Origin of the sequence: Diaphorobacter sp. JS3050 (assembly GCF_013154915.1) — a bacterium.
Lineage (GTDB): Bacteria > Pseudomonadota > Gammaproteobacteria > Burkholderiales > Burkholderiaceae_C > Diaphorobacter > Diaphorobacter nitroreducens.
In genome coordinates, this window is the sequence record NZ_CP053553.1 from 485,592 (window position 1) to 499,793 (window position 14,202).

Sequence of the window (14,202 nt, forward strand, 5' to 3'; positions counted from 1 at the left end):
AAACGCGCTGAAGCCGCAGGCCGGAGCGTCCTGGCGAGCGACGATGCAAGGCTTGCGCAGCCTGCCGCCATGCAGGCTCCGCAGCCGGGCAAAAAAAATCCTCCGGGTGGAGGATTGGGGGACTGGTGGAAGCGAGTGAACCAGCGGTCCGAGGGACCGCCGGTGCTGCGCTGCCGATCAGAAGCGGTGGCGGATGGACAGCGTCACGCTGTTGACGTCCTTGCCTGGGGCCGAGGCCACGCCGCCCAGGAAGCCGTTGCCACCCAGCAGATCCTGCGAGGTGTTCTTGTTCTCCAGGTGCGTCACCACGGCATTCAGGTCGGTGCGCTTGGACAGCGCATACGTGTAGGCCGCACCGTAGGAGTAGCGGTCGGCATTGAAGGGCCGGCGGTCGTCCATGTTGTTGTAGGCCACGGCCACGGTGTGCGGGCCGCTCGTCAGGCGGTAGCCGATCTGGTACAGGTGGGTGTCCTGGCGGAAGCCCTGCAGGAAGGCGTTCTGCACCAGGGTGGCCACGGGCGCCGTGGCCGGGTTGGCCGCCAGGCCCGCCGCGATGGCCGAGAAGTCGCTCGGGTTGTTGTCCTTGATGGTTGCGTACTGGCCCGTCAGCGTGCCGGGGCCCACGTCCACGGTGGCGCCGATGACGGCCGTGGTCAGGGACTTCTGGCCCAGTTCGTTGTTGCGGGTGTTGTAGCCGCCGCCGAAGGAGTAGCCGTCACCCTTGTAGATGGCCATCGCGCCCAGCAGACGCCGTGCGGTGGTGCGGCCGGCCACTTCGCCAGCGGCATACATGGCCGTGGCGGTGAGGCCGCCGACCTGCAGGCCGTACTGCAGCGAGTTGCTGATCCGGATGTCGAACGAGGCGGGGATCGCCGCCAGCTGGCCCAGGGACAGGCTGGACTCGGTCTTCATCACGTCGAAGTTCGCCGTGGCCAGGTAGCCGGGCGTGTACTGGCGGCCCACGGTGAACTGGCCGAACGGCGTGACCAGACCGGTGAAGATCTGGCGGTCGAAGAAGCTGTTGTTCAGGTTGACGCCGACGGAGTTGCCGATCTGGCCGGCCACCGCGGTCACGGCGGGCTGCAGCGCAGCGGGCAGGCCCAGCGAGGTGGCGGTGCTCAGGCGGTCGGGCAGGCGGCCGCCGGAGATGGGGCGGTTGCTCAGGCCGCCGGTGTCGGCTTCCAGGCGCGCTTCCATGGTGAAGATGGCCTTGTAGCCGCCGCCCAGGTCTTCGCTGCCCTTGAAGCCGAGCCGCGAGCCTTCCATGTTGCCGCTGGTCACGCGCGTCATGCTGCCGCCGGGTGCGCCGGTGATGTGGTTGATGCCCACGTCGACCAGACCATAGATCATCACGCTGCTTGCGCCGGGCGTGGTGGCCTGGGCCATCGCCACAGACGACACACAGGCGAGAGCCACTGCCGACAGCGCATGGATTTTTTTCATAACGTCTCCGAGTTGCAAGGTGAATGGGTTCGGCAGGTCCAGGAAATGGGTGGTGCCGTGGAAGCAGAGACTAGGGGGTACGTTTCAATCGGTAAAGAGTGGCTTTACCGAGCTTGCTGCATTAGAGACAGGGGAAAACCCGGCGATGTATTTGCGTTGGACCTCTGGTAAACGCACGGTCGTTCGTAAATTGCGACGGGGTGCTGATGCCTTTCGTTCCGTGTGCAAGCGAACCAAAACGAAAAGTCCCAGGGTAAACCTTGATTCGAAACGCTCACAAAGCAACAAGAATGATCGCAATCGAACGATCTTGGCCCTGGCGCAGCGGGCGTTGCACGAGCGTGCACCGGCGCTGGCGTCACACCAAACAAGGGGTGGCTGCATGCAGCTGGTATTGGAGAGCATCGGCAAGCGGGTAGGGGCACAGACCTGGCTGCACGAGATGGGCCTGTCGCTGCAGAGCGGGGCGGTCACCGTGCTGCTGGGGGCCACGCAGGCAGGCAAGACCAGCCTGATGCGCATCATGGCGGGGCTGGACGCCCCGACCCACGGGCGGGTGCTGGTGGACGGCGCCGACGTGACCGGCGTGCCGGTGCGCGAGCGCAACGTGGCCATGGTCTACCAGCAGTTCATCAACTACCCCTCCATGACGGTGGCGGATAACATCGCGTCGCCGCTGAAGCTGCGGGGCGAGAAGAGTGTCGACGCCCGCGTGCGCTCCCTGGCCGAACGGCTGCACATCGACATGTTCCTGCAGCGCCATCCTGCAGAACTCTCCGGCGGCCAGCAGCAGCGTGTGGCGCTGGCACGCGCCCTGGCCAAGGGGGCGCCGCTGATGCTGCTGGACGAACCCCTGGTCAACCTGGACTACAAGCTGCGGGAAGAGCTGCGCGACGAGCTGACCCAGCTGTTCGCGGCGGGCGACTCCACCGTGGTCTACGCCACCACCGAGCCGGCTGAGGCGCTGCTCCTGGGCGGGTACACCGCCGTGCTGCACGAGGGCGAGCTGCTGCAGTACGGTCCCACGGCCGAGGTCTTCCACGCGCCCGCATCACTGCGCGTGGCGCGGGCCTTCAGCGATCCTCCGATGAACCTGGTGCCGGCCGAGCGCGTGCCCGGCGGCGTGCGGGCCGCCGGTGCCGATGTGCTCGCCCTGCCGGACGCCGCGCTGGCGGACGCACCGGCGACCGGACTGACGCTGGGGGTGCGCGCCAGTGCGCTGCACGCCCGCCCGCGGGAGGGCGACGTGGCGATCACCGGCCGTGTGGAGCTGGCGGAGATCTCGGGCTCGGACACCTTCGTGCATGCCGACACGCCCTGGGGCGAGATGGTGGCGCAGTTCACGGGCGTGCATTACTTCGAGCTGGGCGAATCGCTGGTGCTGCACCTGTCGCCGGCCGATGTCTACGTATTCGGCGCGGACGGCGCCTTGCTGCGCGCGCCACAGCGCCGGGGAGGGATCTGACATGGCGCGCATCCAGCTCGACCTGGCCCATTCGTACAGGCCGAATCCGCAGCAGGACAGCGACTACGCGCTGCTGCCGCTGGACATGGTCTTCGATGACGGCGGCGCCTACGCGCTGCTGGGCCCCTCGGGCTGCGGCAAGACCACCATGCTGAACATCATGTCCGGCCTGCTCGTGCCCTCGCAGGGGCAGGTGCGGTTTGACGGCCGCGACGTCACCCGCGCCAGCCCGCAGGAGCGCAACATCGCGCAGGTGTTCCAGTTCCCGGTGATCTACGACACCATGACGGTGGCCGAGAACCTGGCGTTCCCGCTCAAGAACCGCAAGGTGCCGGCCGATCGCATCCGCCAGCGCGTGGGCCAGATCGCGGAGATGCTGGAGATGAGCCACCAACTGGACATGCGCGCGGCCGGCCTGTCGGCCGACGCCAAGCAGAAGATCTCGCTGGGCCGCGGCCTGGTGCGCGAGGACGTCGCGGCCGTGCTGTTCGACGAGCCGCTCACCGTGATCGACCCGCACCTCAAGTGGCAGCTGCGCCGCAAGCTCAAGCAGATCCACCACGAGCTGAAGCTCACGCTGATCTACGTGACGCACGACCAGGTGGAGGCACTCACCTTCGCCGACCAGGTGGTGGTGATGACGCGCGGGCGCGTGGTGCAGATGGGCACGCCGGGCGATCTGTTCGAGCGCCCGCAGCACGCCTTCGTGGGCCACTTCATCGGCTCGCCGGGCATGAACTTCCTGCCCGCGCAGGTGCAGGGCGGCGAGATCACCGTGGCCGCGCAGCGCTGGGCTCTGCCGCGTGCGCTGCCGGAGGGCGCCGTGCAACTGGGCGTGCGCCCCGAATACCTGGCGCTGGCCGACGCGTATGCGCCCGGCGCGTTGCGCTGCACCGTGGCGCGCGTGCAGGACGTGGGCACGCACCAGATGCTCACGGCCACCGTGGAAGGTCAGTCCCTCAAGGCCCGTTTCGCGCCCGAGCAGGCGCTGCCCGCGCCGGGCGAGGCGGTCTGGCTGCAGGTGCTGGGCGAGCACACCTGCTTCTACAAGAACGAGGAGCTGCTGCCATGAATGGCTACCCCCTGAGCCGCTGCGCGGCTTCCCCCTGGATGGGGGACGGCGCCCTTTGCTGCGGAGCGGCCCTTGCTGGGCGCCCCGCCGTCTGCGCCGCACCAGTGGTGCGCGTCGCAGGCAATGCCCACTCCCTGGAGCACTGCCATGAGTAGTACGACCAAACCCGTGAACCAGAAGGCCTGGTTCCTGGTGCTACCGGTGATCCTGTGCGTGGCCTTCTCGGCCATCCTGCCCTTGATGACGGTGGTGAACTACTCGGTGCAGGACATCATCAGCCCCGAGCGCCGCGTGTTCGTGGGCACGGAATGGTTCGCCGCCGTGCTGCGCGACGAGGAACTGCACGGCGCGTTGCTGCGCCAGCTCACGTTCTCGCTGGCGGTGCTGCTGGTGGAAATTCCGCTGGGCATCCTGCTGGCGCTCAGCATGCCCGCGCAGGGCTGGAAGTCGTCGGCGGTGCTGGTCATCGTGGCGCTGTCGCTCTTGATCCCGTGGAACGTGGTGGGCACCATCTGGCAGATCTTTGGCCGCTCGGACATCGGCCTGCTGGGCGCGGCGTTCGAGGCCATCGGCTTCGACTACAGCTACACCGGCAACGCCACCCACGCCTGGCTCACCGTGCTGGCCATGGACGTGTGGCACTGGACTCCGCTGGTGGCACTCCTGTGCTTCGCGGGGCTGCGCAGCATTCCCGACGCGTACTACCAGGCCGCGCGCATCGACGGCGCGAGCAAGTTCGCCGTGTTCCGCTACATCCAGCTGCCCAAGATGCGCGGCGTGCTCATGATCGCCGTGCTGCTGCGCTTCATGGACAGCTTCATGATCTACACCGAGCCCTTTGTGCTGACGGGCGGCGGGCCGGGCAATGCGACCACATTCCTGAGCCAGTACCTCACGACCAAGGCCGTGGGCCAGTTCGACCTGGGGCCGGCGGCGGCGTTTTCGCTGATCTACTTCCTCATCATCCTGCTGCTGTGCTTCATCCTCTACAACTGGATGCAGCGCGTGGGCACCACGCCGAAGGAGGGTGCCGGCCATGAATGAGCCCCGCTTCCAGAAACGCACGCTGTTCCTGATCGCCTACCTGGTGTTCGCCGTGCTGCCCATCTACTGGATGGTCAACATGAGCTTCAAGACCAACGAGGAGATCCTGTCCAGCTTCTCGCTGTGGCCCCAGCACTTCACCTGGGCCAACTACCAGACCATCTTTACCGACGAGAGCTGGTACTCGGGCTACATCAACAGCCTGATCTACGTGGCCATCAACACGGTGATCTCGCTCACCGTGGCGCTGCCCGCGGCCTATGCGTTCAGCCGCTACCAGTTCCTGGGCGACAAGCACGTGTTCTTCTGGCTGCTGACCAACCGCATGACGCCGCCGGCGGTGTTCCTGCTGCCATTCTTCCAGCTCTACACCACCGTGGGGCTGATGGACACGCACATCGCCGTGGCGCTGGCGCACCTGCTGTTCAACGTGCCGCTGGCGGTGTGGATCCTGGAAGGGTTCATGAGCGGCATCCCGCGCGAGATCGACGAGACGGCGTACATCGATGGCTACTCGTTCCCGCGCTTCTTCCTCACCATCTTCCTGCCGCTGATCAAGGCGGGCGTGGGCGTGGCGGCGTTCTTCTGCTTCATGTTTTCGTGGGTGGAATTGCTCTTGGCACGCACGCTCACCAGCGTGAATGCCAAGCCCATCGTGGCCACCATGACGCGCACCGTGAGCGCCAGCGGCATGGACTGGGCGACGCTGGCCGCAGCGGGGGTGCTGACCATCGTGCCGGGCGCGATCGTGATCTGGTTCGTGCGCCACTACATCGCGAAGGGGTTCGCGATGGGCCGCGTCTGACGGGAAGGGAAGCCAACACATGAACCACCGCAATTCGCAGCGGCACGCGCAACGCGTCCCATACCAGCGGCAGCCGTGGAACGGGTTTTGCCCGGCCACCGGCTGCGTCCCCCTGGGGGGAAGCGCCGCAGGCGCTCAGGGGGGCACCCATGTTTGACTGGATGGCCTGGACCACCCCGGTGGCGGTGTTCTTCACCTGCATCGTGCTCATGCTGATCGGCATGACGGTGTGGGAAATCCAATCCCCCACGGTGGAGCGCAAGGGCTTTCTGCCCATGACCACCACGCGCGGCGACCGGCTGTTCATCGGCCTGCTCACCGCCGCGTACATCAACCTGGCCTGGGTGGGTCTGGGCGAGAAGATGGCCCAGTGGTTCTCGCTGGAGGCCGAGCCCTCGGTGTGGATCAGCTTCGTGCTGTCCATGCTGGTGCTGGCGCTGGTGCTGCGCAAAGGGTAGTCAAAAAAGATAGCTGCGTGCGCTTGATTTACGGGGATTTGAGATAGAAAAATATCTAAAACCCAATAACAACGAGCGCCAGTAGCTCACATTTTTATAAAAGGGGCCAGCCGACTCTCCCCCGGCACCGGCGCCCATCCAACCCCCGGGGAGCGTTCTTGTGAGGAGACAGCAATGAAGATGCAGTTCAAGGCGATCGCGTTCGCCGCCGCGGCGCTGGCGCTGGGGCAGGCAGCCTGGGCCGGCGAGGCCGAGGCCAAGAAGTGGATCGACAGCGAGTTCCAGCCCTCCACGCTGAGCAAAGACCAGCAGATGGCCGAGATGAAGTGGTTCATCGACGCGGCCAAGAAGCTGCAGGCCAAGGGCGTGAAGGAGATCGCGGTGGTCTCCGAGACCATCACCACGCACGAGTACGAATCCAAGACCCTGGCCAAGGCGTTCAGCGAGATCACGGGCATCCAGGTCAAGCACGACCTGATCCAGGAGGGCGACGTGGTCGAGAAGCTGCAGACCTCCATGCAGTCGGGCAAGTCCATCTATGACGGCTGGATCAGCGACTCCGACCTCATCGGCACCCACTACCGCTACGGCAAGATCCTGAACCTGTCCGACTACATGGCCGGCCCGGGCAAGGACTACACCAACCCCGGCCTGGACCTGCAGGACTTCATCGGCACCAAGTTCACCACCGCCCCGGACGGCAAGCTGTACCAGCTGCCCGACCAGCAGTTCGCCAACCTGTACTGGTTCCGCGCCGACCTGTTCGACCGCAAGGACCTGAAGGACAAGTTCAAGGCCAAGTACGGCTACGACCTGGGCGTGCCGCTGAACTGGAGCGCCTATGAAGACATCGCCGAGTTCTTCACCAACGACGTGAAGAACATCGACGGCAAGCCGATCTACGGCCACATGGACTACGGCAAGAAGGACCCGTCGCTGGGCTGGCGCTTCACCGACGCCTGGCTGTCCATGGCCGGCAGCGCCGACATCGGCACGCCCAACGGCCTGCCCATCGACGAATGGGGCATTCGCGTGGCCGACGACAAGTGCACCCCCGTGGGCGCCAGCGTGGCCCGTGGCGGCGCGACCAACTCGCCGGCCGCAGTCTACGCGCTCACCAAGTACGTGGACTGGATGAAGAAGTACGCGCCCAAGGAAGCCATGGGCATGACCTTCGGCGAGGCTGGCCCCGTGCCCGCCCAGGGGCAGATCGCGCAGCAGATCTTCTGGTACACCGCCTTCACCGCCGACATGACCAAGCCCGGCCTGCCCGTGGTGAATGCCGACGGCACGCCCAAGTGGCGCATGGCCCCTGGCCCCAACGGCCCGTACTGGAAGCAGGGCATGCAGAACGGCTACCAGGACGTGGGCAGCTGGACCTTCTTCAAGGACCATAACCCCGACCGCCTGGCCGCCGCGTGGCTGTACGCCCAGTTCGTGACGGCCAAGAGCACGTCGCTGAAGAAGACCGTCGTCGGCCTGACGCCGATCCGCGAGTCCGACATCCGATCCAAGGCCATGACCGACATGGCGCCCAAGCTGGGCGGCCTGGTCGAGTTCTACCGCAGCCCGGCGCGCGTGGCCTGGTCTCCCACCGGCACCAACGTGCCCGACTACCCCAAGCTGGCGCAGCTGTGGTGGAAGAACGTGGCCCAGGCCGTCACGGGCGAGAAGACCCCGCAGGCAGCCATGGACACACTGGCCGACGAGATGGACCAGGTGATGGCCCGCCTGCAGCGCGCCGGCATGGAGCGCTGCGCGCCCAAGCTGAACGCCAAGGGTGACCCGGCCAAGTGGCTGAGCGACCAGCACGCGCCCTGGAAGAAGCTCGCCAATGAGAAGCCCAAGGGCGAAACCATCAACTACAACACCCTGCTGCAGGCCTGGAAGGACGGCAAGGTGCGTTGATGCCGCAGCGGATGGGCCCTTTGCCGGGCCCATCCCCGCGGATCCGGTCACAATTCAGGGTAAACCCTGATTTTTCCGCCAGGGTTACGGACCATTCCCCTTATGACTAGCGACACCTCCACCCCTTTGGCAACCGTACGGGCCGACCTGCTGGCCCGCCTGGCTCAACCCGTGACCTACGACCTGGCGGTCGTCGGAGGTGGGGCGACGGGCCTGGGGGTGGCGCTGGATGCGGCGGCGCGCGGCTTTTCCGTCGTGCTGCTGGAATCGCACGACTTCGCCAAGGGCACCTCCTCGCGTGCCACCAAGCTGGTGCACGGCGGCGTGCGCTACCTCGCTCAGGGCAACATCGCCCTGGTGCGCGAGGCGCTGCATGAGCGCACCACGCTGTTGCGCAACGCCCCCCATCTGGCGCAGCCGTTGGCATTCGTCATGCCTTCTTACAAGGTGTGGGAAACACCGTTCTACGGTGTGGGCCTGAAGATGTACGACGCCCTGGCCGGCAAGGCGGGCCTGGGGCCTACCGAATTCCTTGGGCGCATGGAGACCCTGCGCTGCCTGCCCACGGCCATGGCCGACGGGCTCAAGGGCGGCGTGAAGTATTGGGACGGGCAGTTCGACGACGCCCGACTGGCCCTGGCCCTGGCGCGTACCGCCGCGCAGCGGGGGGCCCTGCTGCTCAACTACTGCCCCGTGGACGACCTGTTGTACGACGGGGGGAAGGTGGCGGGCGTGGTTTGCCAGGATGCCGAGACCGGGCGGCGCTACGAGGTGCGTGCGCGCTGCGTGGTCAACGCCACCGGCGTGTGGGTGGATGCCCTGCGCCAGCGCGATGGCGATGTGAGCGGCCAGCCCGTCAAGCCCATGGTGGCGCCCAGCCAGGGGGTGCACATCGTGGTGGACCGCGAGTTCTTGCCCTCCGACCATGCGCTGATGGTGCCCAAGACGGCCGACGGGCGGGTGCTGTTTGCGGTGCCCTGGCTGGGCAAGGTGATTTTGGGCACGACCGACAGCCCACGCCAGGATCTGGCGCGCGAGCCCCAGGCCATGCGGGAGGAAGTGGCCTTCATCCTGGGGGAATCGGCGCGCTACCTGCGGCGCGCCCCCCAGGCGAGCGATGTGCGCAGCATCTGGGTGGGCCTGCGTCCCTTGGTCAAGCCCTCGGACGAAGACGCCGCCGCCACCAAGAGCATCAGCCGGGAACACACCGTGCTGGCCAGCCGCAGCGGGCTGGTCACCGTGACTGGCGGCAAGTGGACCACCTACCGCGCCATGGCCGAGGATGTACTGCTCAAGTGCATGGACGAACACCTGCTGCCGCGCCGCCCGGGCGGGATCACCGTTGCGCTGCCCCTGGTAGGAGCCGGTGCCACCCGGGAGCGACAGGGAATGAACGCGCCCCAGGGTCTGCATTCCTACGGTGACGAGGCCGCGCGGGTGCAAGCCCTTCCGGGTTCGCAGGTGCAACTGGCCGAAGGGCTCAGCGAGGCCATGGTGCGCTTTGCCGCGCGCCATGAGTACGCACGCACCGTGGAGGACGTGCTCGCACGGCGCTCGCGCGTGCTGTTTCTCGATGCGCGCCTGGCGGCCGCGCTGGCGCCGCGCGTGGCGGACATCCTGCGCGAGGAAATCCCCGGCCAGGACCCGCAGCTGCCCGCGTTCCTAGAGTTGGCCGCACACTACGCCACGGTGCCGGTATAAAAAGCGCTTGACGCCCGGTTTTAAGTTTGCGATACTGCCGGGCTTCGCGTTAAGTGCGCGAGGTTTCTGCCCAGCGGGAAGCGCCGCAAATGGTTTGCGGCGTGGACGACGGGCCCAAGACTGACTGGCAGGTCGGCCGCCTTGAAAGGCTTCGGGGCATTCGACCGCTGGTGCAAGTTGGGAATATTGAAATGATCCAAACAGAATCTCGGTTAGACGTTGCCGACAATACCGGCGCGAAGTCCGTCCTGTGCATCAAGGTGCTGGGCGGTTCCAAGCGTCGCTATGCCAGCGTTGGCGACATCATCAAGGTGAGCGTGAAGGAAGCTGCTCCGCGTGGCCGCGTCAAGAAGGGCGAGGTCTACAGCGCAGTGGTTGTGCGTACGGCGAAGGGTATCCGCCGCGGCGACGGTTCGCTCGTGAAGTTCGACGGCAATGCAGCAGTGTTGCTCAATTCCAAGCTGGAGCCCATCGGCACCCGCATCTTCGGCCCCGTGACGCGTGAACTGCGTACCGAGCGCTTCATGAAGATCGTGTCCCTGGCTCCCGAAGTTCTCTGAAGGACGCGCCATGAACAAGATCCGCAAGGGCGACGAAGTCATCGTGCTCACCGGGCGCGACAAGGGTAAGCGCGGCACGGTGTCGCTGCGCAAGGATGACTCTCATCTGGTCATCGAAGGCATTAACCTGGTCAAGAAGCATGTCAAGCCGAACCCCATGAAGGGTACGACTGGCGGCATCGTGGAAAAGGCCATGCCCATCCACCAATCCAACGTGGCCATTTTCAATGCCGCTACCGGCAAGGCTGACCGCGTGGGCATCAAGGTGCAGGCCGACGGCACGCGTGTTCGCGTGTTCAAGTCCAGCGGCGCCGAAATCAAGGCTGCCTAAGGAGTCCACATGGCACGACTGCAAGAAATCTACCGCGACAAGATCGCCCCCGAACTGGTCAAGCAGTTCGGTTACACCTCGCCCATGCAGGTTCCCCGTCTGACCAAGATCACGCTCAACATGGGCGTGAGCGAGGCCGTGGCGGACAAGAAGATCATGGACAACGCCGTGGCGGACCTGACCAAGATCGCTGGTCAGAAGCCCGTGGTGACCAAGGCCAAGAAGGCTATCGCCGGTTTCAAGATCCGCGAAGGCCAGGCCATCGGCTGCATGGTGACGCTGCGCGGTGCGCAGATGTACGAATTCCTGGATCGCTTCGTGACGATCGCGCTGCCCCGCGTGCGCGACTTCCGTGGTATCTCCGGTCGCGCATTCGACGGCCGTGGCAACTACAACATCGGCGTCAAAGAGCAGATCATTTTCCCTGAGATCGAGTACGACAAGGTGGATGCCTTGCGCGGCCTCAACATCAGCATCACCACGACGGCCAAGACCGACGAAGAAGCCAAGGCGCTTCTCACGGCTTTCCGTTTCCCGTTCAAGAACTAAAGGCAGCGTATGGCTAAAGTAGCTTTGATCCAGCGCGAACTGAAGCGCGAAAAACTGGCCGCCAAGTACGCCGCCAAGTACGCGGAACTGAAGGCGATTGCCGGCGATGCCAAGCGCAGCGACGAAGAGCGCGAAGCGGCCCGTCTGGGCCTGCAGAAACTGCCTCGCAACGCCAACCCCACGCGCCAGCGTAACCGCTGCGAAATCACCGGTCGTCCCCGTGGCACTTTCCGTCAATTCGGTCTGGGTCGCGCAAAGATCCGTGAACTGGCATTTGCCGGTGACATCCCCGGTGTCACCAAGGCCAGCTGGTAAGCAGGCAGGAGAGATACAACATGAGCATGAGTGATCCCATCGCTGACTTGCTGACCCGCATCCGCAACGCACAAATGGTGTCCAAGGCCACCGTGTCGGTGCCTTCTTCCAAAGTGAAGGTTGCCATCGCCCAGGTGCTGAAGGACGAGGGTTACATCGACGGCTTCGAAGTGAAGTCCGAGAGCGGCAAGACTGAACTCGAAATCACCCTGAAGTACTACGCCGGTCGCCCGGTGATCGAGCGCATCGAGCGCGTGAGCCGTCCCGGCCTGCGCGTGTACAAGGGCTGTGGTTCCATTCCGCAAGTCATGAACGGCCTGGGTGTGGCAATTGTCACGACGCCCAAGGGTGTGATGACCGACCGCAAGGCGCGCGCTACCGGTGTCGGTGGCGAGGTGCTTTGCTACGTCGCTTAACGTGGCATTGAGGAGAAGACTGAAATGTCCCGTGTAGGTAAATCCCCGGTAAGCATCCCCGCAGGCGTGGATGTGTCCATCAAGGACGACCAGATCAGTGTCAAGGGTGCTGGTGGCGTGCTGTCGCTGGCGCAGAACGCGCTGGTGAAGGTGTCTAACAACGAAGGCAAGCTGAGCTTTGAGCCGGTCAACGACTCGCGTGAAGCCAATGCCATGAGCGGCACCGTGCGCCAGTTGGTGAACAACATGGTGGTCGGTGTGAGCAAGGGCTTTGAGAAGAAGTTGACGCTGATTGGCGTGGGCTTCAAGGCAGCAGCCTCCGGCAACAAGCTGAACCTGGCCATCGGTTTTTCGCATCCCGTGAACTTCGAGATGCCTACCGGCATCACCGTTGCCACGCCGACGCCCACCGAAATCGTGATCAAGGGTGCTGACCGCCAAGTGGTGGGCCAGCTGGCCGCCGAGATCCGTGCCGTTCGTCCGCCCGAGCCCTATAAGGGCAAGGGTATCCGCTACGCGGACGAAAAAGTCACGATCAAAGAGACCAAGAAGAAGTAAGGAGCTGCAGCATGTTGACCAAAAAAGAGCAGCGTCTTCGTCGTGCCCGCCAGACCCGCATCCGCATTGCCCAGCAAGGTGTCGCGCGTCTGACGGTCAATCGTACGAATCTCCATATCTACGCCAGTGTGATCTCCGGCGATGGCAGCAAGGTGCTGGCCAGCGCATCCACGGCCGAAGCCGATGTGCGCAAGTCGCTCGGTGGCTCGGGCAAGGGTGGCAACGCCGCTGCAGCCCAGATCATCGGCAAGCGCATCGCCGAGAAGGCGAAGGCGGCCGGTGTCGAGAAGGTTGCATTTGATCGTGCAGGTTTTGCATACCACGGCCGCGTGAAGGCCCTGGCCGATGCAGCCCGTGAAGCCGGCCTGCAGTTCTAAGCGGAGCGGAATACAAAATGGCTAAATTTCAACCCAAGGTACAGAGCGAAGGTCAGGACGACGGTCTGCGCGAAAAAATGATCGCGGTCAACCGCGTGACCAAAGTCGTGAAGGGTGGCCGCATTCTGGGCTTCGCTGCGCTGACGGTGGTTGGCGATGGTGACGGCCGCGTGGGCATGGGCAAGGGCAAGTCCAAGGAAGTGCCCGCCGCCGTGCAAAAGGCCATGGAAGAGGCACGTCGCAACATGGTGAAGGTGTCGCTGAAGAACGGCACCATTCACCACAACGTGACGGGCCACCACGGCGCAGCCGTGGTGATGATGGCCCCGGCCCCCAAGGGTACCGGCATCATCGCTGGCGGCCCGATGCGCGCCGTGTTCGAGGTGATGGGCATTACCGATATCGTGGCCAAGAGCCACGGTTCGTCCAACCCTTACAACATGGTTCGCGCCACGTTTGACGCCCTGACCAATTCCACTACGCCGGCCGAAGTGGCCGCTAAGCGCGGTAAGACGGTCGAAGACCTCTTCGCTGCCTGATAGGGAGGCGTGCAATGACAACGCAACAAACCATCAAGATTCAACTGGTGCGCAGCCCGATTGGCACCAAAGAATCGCACCGCGCTACCGTTCGTGGCCTGGGTCTTCGCAAGCTCAACAGCATCAGCGAACTCAAGGACACGCCTGAAGTGCGCGGCATGATTAACAAGATCAGCTATCTGGTCAAAGTCCTCTGAGAGGTTGATGATGGAACTCAATAGCATCAAGCCCGCAGATGGTGCCAAGCACGCCGCGCGCCGCGTTGGTCGTGGCATTGGTTCCGGCCTGGGCAAGACCGCTGGCCGTGGCCACAAGGGACAAAAGTCCCGCTCCGGGGGGTACCACAAGGTGGGCTTCGAAGGCGGTCAAATGCCTTTGCAGCGCCGTCTGCCCAAGCGCGGCTTCAAGTCGCACCTGCTGAAGTTCAATGCGGAAATCTCCTTGACCGCCCTGGAAAACATGGGGTTGGCTGAGGTGGATGTGCTGGCGTTGAAGAACGCAGGACTGGTGGGCGAGCTGGCCAAGGTGGTCAAGGTGATCAAGAGTGGCGAGATTTCCAAGGCTGTGAAGCTGTCGGGAATCACCGCAACTGCTGGCGCCAAGGCTGCCATCGAAGCGGCCGGCGGTAGCCTGGCCTGATCTGGTTCTGACGAAAGGCATC

18 protein-coding genes are annotated in these 14,202 nt (G+C 64.7%); 17 read left to right on the top strand and 1 reads right to left on the bottom strand.

Features of this window, described 5'->3' with window-relative positions; genetic code table 11:
- Positions 1 to 177 precede the first annotated feature (177 nt).
- Entirely contained in the window at positions 178 to 1,443 is a 1,266-nt protein-coding gene (locus HND92_RS02345; RefSeq protein ID WP_103738503.1) for a porin, read from the bottom strand.
- Positions 1,444 to 1,825: 382 nt separating this feature from the next.
- On the opposite strand from HND92_RS02345, the gene HND92_RS02350 reads away from it, so the two are divergent.
- The 17 genes from HND92_RS02350 to rplO all read left to right on the top strand — a co-directional run bounded on the left by HND92_RS02350 (position 1,826) and on the right by rplO (position 14,180).
- Positions 1,826 to 2,908 carry an ABC transporter ATP-binding protein gene (locus HND92_RS02350; RefSeq protein WP_103738502.1) on the top strand — a complete coding sequence of 361 codons (1,083 nt, stop codon included), beginning with the start codon at positions 1,826 to 1,828 and terminating at the stop codon, positions 2,906 to 2,908.
- A 1-nt stretch (position 2,909) separates the two neighbouring features.
- The gene (locus tag HND92_RS02355; RefSeq protein ID WP_172205628.1) at positions 2,910 to 3,980 is read left to right on the top strand and encodes an ABC transporter ATP-binding protein; all 1,071 of its coding nucleotides are present in this window, start codon (positions 2,910 to 2,912) and stop codon (positions 3,978 to 3,980) included.
- 147 nt (positions 3,981 to 4,127) lie between these two features.
- Complete coding sequence (locus HND92_RS02360; RefSeq protein ID WP_172205630.1) at positions 4,128 to 5,024, top strand: carbohydrate ABC transporter permease; 897 nt, start codon at positions 4,128 to 4,130, stop codon at positions 5,022 to 5,024.
- Positions 5,017 to 5,829, top strand: coding sequence for a carbohydrate ABC transporter permease (locus HND92_RS02365; RefSeq protein WP_012655440.1), 813 nt, complete (start codon positions 5,017 to 5,019; stop codon positions 5,827 to 5,829). Before HND92_RS02360 ends, HND92_RS02365 begins: the two co-directional genes overlap by 8 nt.
- Positions 5,830 to 5,978: 149 nt before the next feature.
- The gene (locus HND92_RS02370) at positions 5,979 to 6,287 is read left to right on the top strand and encodes a DUF2160 domain-containing protein (RefSeq protein ID WP_011803850.1); all 309 of its coding nucleotides are present in this window, start codon (positions 5,979 to 5,981) and stop codon (positions 6,285 to 6,287) included.
- A gap of 174 nt (positions 6,288 to 6,461) precedes the next feature.
- The gene (locus HND92_RS02375) at positions 6,462 to 8,195 is read left to right on the top strand and encodes an ABC transporter substrate-binding protein (protein WP_123674860.1); all 1,734 of its coding nucleotides are present in this window, start codon (positions 6,462 to 6,464) and stop codon (positions 8,193 to 8,195) included.
- A 102-nt stretch (positions 8,196 to 8,297) separates the two neighbouring features.
- Complete coding sequence (locus HND92_RS02380; RefSeq protein WP_172205632.1) at positions 8,298 to 9,896, top strand: glycerol-3-phosphate dehydrogenase/oxidase; 1,599 nt, start codon at positions 8,298 to 8,300, stop codon at positions 9,894 to 9,896.
- Positions 9,897 to 10,087: 191 nt separating this feature from the next.
- Entirely contained in the window at positions 10,088 to 10,456 is a 369-nt protein-coding gene (rplN, locus tag HND92_RS02385) for a 50S ribosomal protein L14 (RefSeq protein WP_011803853.1), read from the top strand.
- Positions 10,457 to 10,466: 10 nt separating this feature from the next.
- Positions 10,467 to 10,787 (top strand): 50S ribosomal protein L24, encoded by a 321-nt coding sequence (gene rplX, locus HND92_RS02390; RefSeq protein ID WP_011803854.1) that lies wholly within the window; start codon positions 10,467 to 10,469, stop codon positions 10,785 to 10,787.
- A gap of 9 nt (positions 10,788 to 10,796) precedes the next feature.
- Positions 10,797 to 11,336, top strand: coding sequence for a 50S ribosomal protein L5 (rplE, locus tag HND92_RS02395; protein ID WP_011803855.1), 540 nt, complete (start codon positions 10,797 to 10,799; stop codon positions 11,334 to 11,336).
- Positions 11,337 to 11,345: 9 nt separating this feature from the next.
- Positions 11,346 to 11,651 carry a 30S ribosomal protein S14 gene (rpsN, locus tag HND92_RS02400; RefSeq protein ID WP_011803856.1) on the top strand — a complete coding sequence of 102 codons (306 nt, stop codon included), beginning with the start codon at positions 11,346 to 11,348 and terminating at the stop codon, positions 11,649 to 11,651.
- A gap of 20 nt (positions 11,652 to 11,671) precedes the next feature.
- A complete protein-coding gene (gene rpsH / locus HND92_RS02405) occupies positions 11,672 to 12,067 on the top strand; it encodes a 30S ribosomal protein S8 (RefSeq protein WP_011803857.1) in 396 nt (131 codons plus the stop codon).
- A gap of 24 nt (positions 12,068 to 12,091) precedes the next feature.
- Positions 12,092 to 12,625 (top strand): 50S ribosomal protein L6, encoded by a 534-nt coding sequence (gene rplF, locus HND92_RS02410; RefSeq protein WP_011803858.1) that lies wholly within the window; start codon positions 12,092 to 12,094, stop codon positions 12,623 to 12,625.
- 11 nt (positions 12,626 to 12,636) lie between these two features.
- Positions 12,637 to 13,002 carry a 50S ribosomal protein L18 gene (rplR, locus tag HND92_RS02415; RefSeq protein ID WP_011803859.1) on the top strand — a complete coding sequence of 122 codons (366 nt, stop codon included), beginning with the start codon at positions 12,637 to 12,639 and terminating at the stop codon, positions 13,000 to 13,002.
- A 17-nt stretch (positions 13,003 to 13,019) separates the two neighbouring features.
- Positions 13,020 to 13,541: a 30S ribosomal protein S5 gene (gene rpsE / locus HND92_RS02420; protein WP_011803860.1), complete on the top strand. Its 522-nt coding sequence runs from the start codon at positions 13,020 to 13,022 to the stop codon at positions 13,539 to 13,541.
- A gap of 14 nt (positions 13,542 to 13,555) precedes the next feature.
- On the top strand, positions 13,556 to 13,738 hold the full coding sequence (gene rpmD, locus HND92_RS02425) for a 50S ribosomal protein L30 (protein ID WP_012655443.1): 183 nt from the start codon (positions 13,556 to 13,558) through the stop codon (positions 13,736 to 13,738).
- Between the two features lie 10 nt (positions 13,739 to 13,748).
- Positions 13,749 to 14,180, top strand: a complete 432-nt coding sequence (rplO, locus tag HND92_RS02430) for a 50S ribosomal protein L15 (protein ID WP_172205634.1) — start codon at positions 13,749 to 13,751, stop codon at positions 14,178 to 14,180.
- The last annotated feature ends 22 nt before the right edge of the window (positions 14,181 to 14,202 follow it).

Excerpts from the sequence above, each read along its gene's own strand:
- HND92_RS02370 (WP_011803850.1), top strand. The coding sequence starts at position 5,979 with ATGTTTGACTGGATGGCCTGGACCACCCCGGTGGCGGTGTTCTTCACC.
- rplF (WP_011803858.1), top strand. The coding sequence starts at position 12,092 with ATGTCCCGTGTAGGTAAATCCCCGGTAAGCATCCCCGCAGGCGTGGAT.
- rplR (WP_011803859.1), top strand. The coding sequence starts at position 12,637 with ATGTTGACCAAAAAAGAGCAGCGTCTTCGTCGTGCCCGCCAGACCCGC.
- rpsN (WP_011803856.1), top strand. The coding sequence starts at position 11,346 with ATGGCTAAAGTAGCTTTGATCCAGCGCGAACTGAAGCGCGAAAAACTG.
- HND92_RS02345 (WP_103738503.1), bottom strand. The coding sequence starts at position 1,443 with ATGAAAAAAATCCATGCGCTGTCGGCAGTGGCTCTCGCCTGTGTGTCG.
- HND92_RS02380 (WP_172205632.1), top strand. The coding sequence starts at position 8,298 with ATGACTAGCGACACCTCCACCCCTTTGGCAACCGTACGGGCCGACCTG.
- HND92_RS02365 (WP_012655440.1), top strand. The coding sequence starts at position 5,017 with ATGAATGAGCCCCGCTTCCAGAAACGCACGCTGTTCCTGATCGCCTAC.
- rplO (WP_172205634.1), top strand. The coding sequence starts at position 13,749 with ATGGAACTCAATAGCATCAAGCCCGCAGATGGTGCCAAGCACGCCGCG.
- HND92_RS02355 (WP_172205628.1), top strand. The coding sequence starts at position 2,910 with ATGGCGCGCATCCAGCTCGACCTGGCCCATTCGTACAGGCCGAATCCG.
- rpmD (WP_012655443.1), top strand. The coding sequence starts at position 13,556 with ATGACAACGCAACAAACCATCAAGATTCAACTGGTGCGCAGCCCGATT.
- HND92_RS02375 (WP_123674860.1), top strand. The coding sequence starts at position 6,462 with ATGAAGATGCAGTTCAAGGCGATCGCGTTCGCCGCCGCGGCGCTGGCG.
- HND92_RS02350 (WP_103738502.1), top strand. The coding sequence starts at position 1,826 with ATGCAGCTGGTATTGGAGAGCATCGGCAAGCGGGTAGGGGCACAGACC.
- HND92_RS02360 (WP_172205630.1), top strand. The coding sequence starts at position 4,128 with ATGAGTAGTACGACCAAACCCGTGAACCAGAAGGCCTGGTTCCTGGTG.
- rpsE (WP_011803860.1), top strand. The coding sequence starts at position 13,020 with ATGGCTAAATTTCAACCCAAGGTACAGAGCGAAGGTCAGGACGACGGT.
- rplN (WP_011803853.1), top strand. The coding sequence starts at position 10,088 with ATGATCCAAACAGAATCTCGGTTAGACGTTGCCGACAATACCGGCGCG.
- rpsH (WP_011803857.1), top strand. The coding sequence starts at position 11,672 with ATGAGCATGAGTGATCCCATCGCTGACTTGCTGACCCGCATCCGCAAC.
- rplX (WP_011803854.1), top strand. The coding sequence starts at position 10,467 with ATGAACAAGATCCGCAAGGGCGACGAAGTCATCGTGCTCACCGGGCGC.
- rplE (WP_011803855.1), top strand. The coding sequence starts at position 10,797 with ATGGCACGACTGCAAGAAATCTACCGCGACAAGATCGCCCCCGAACTG.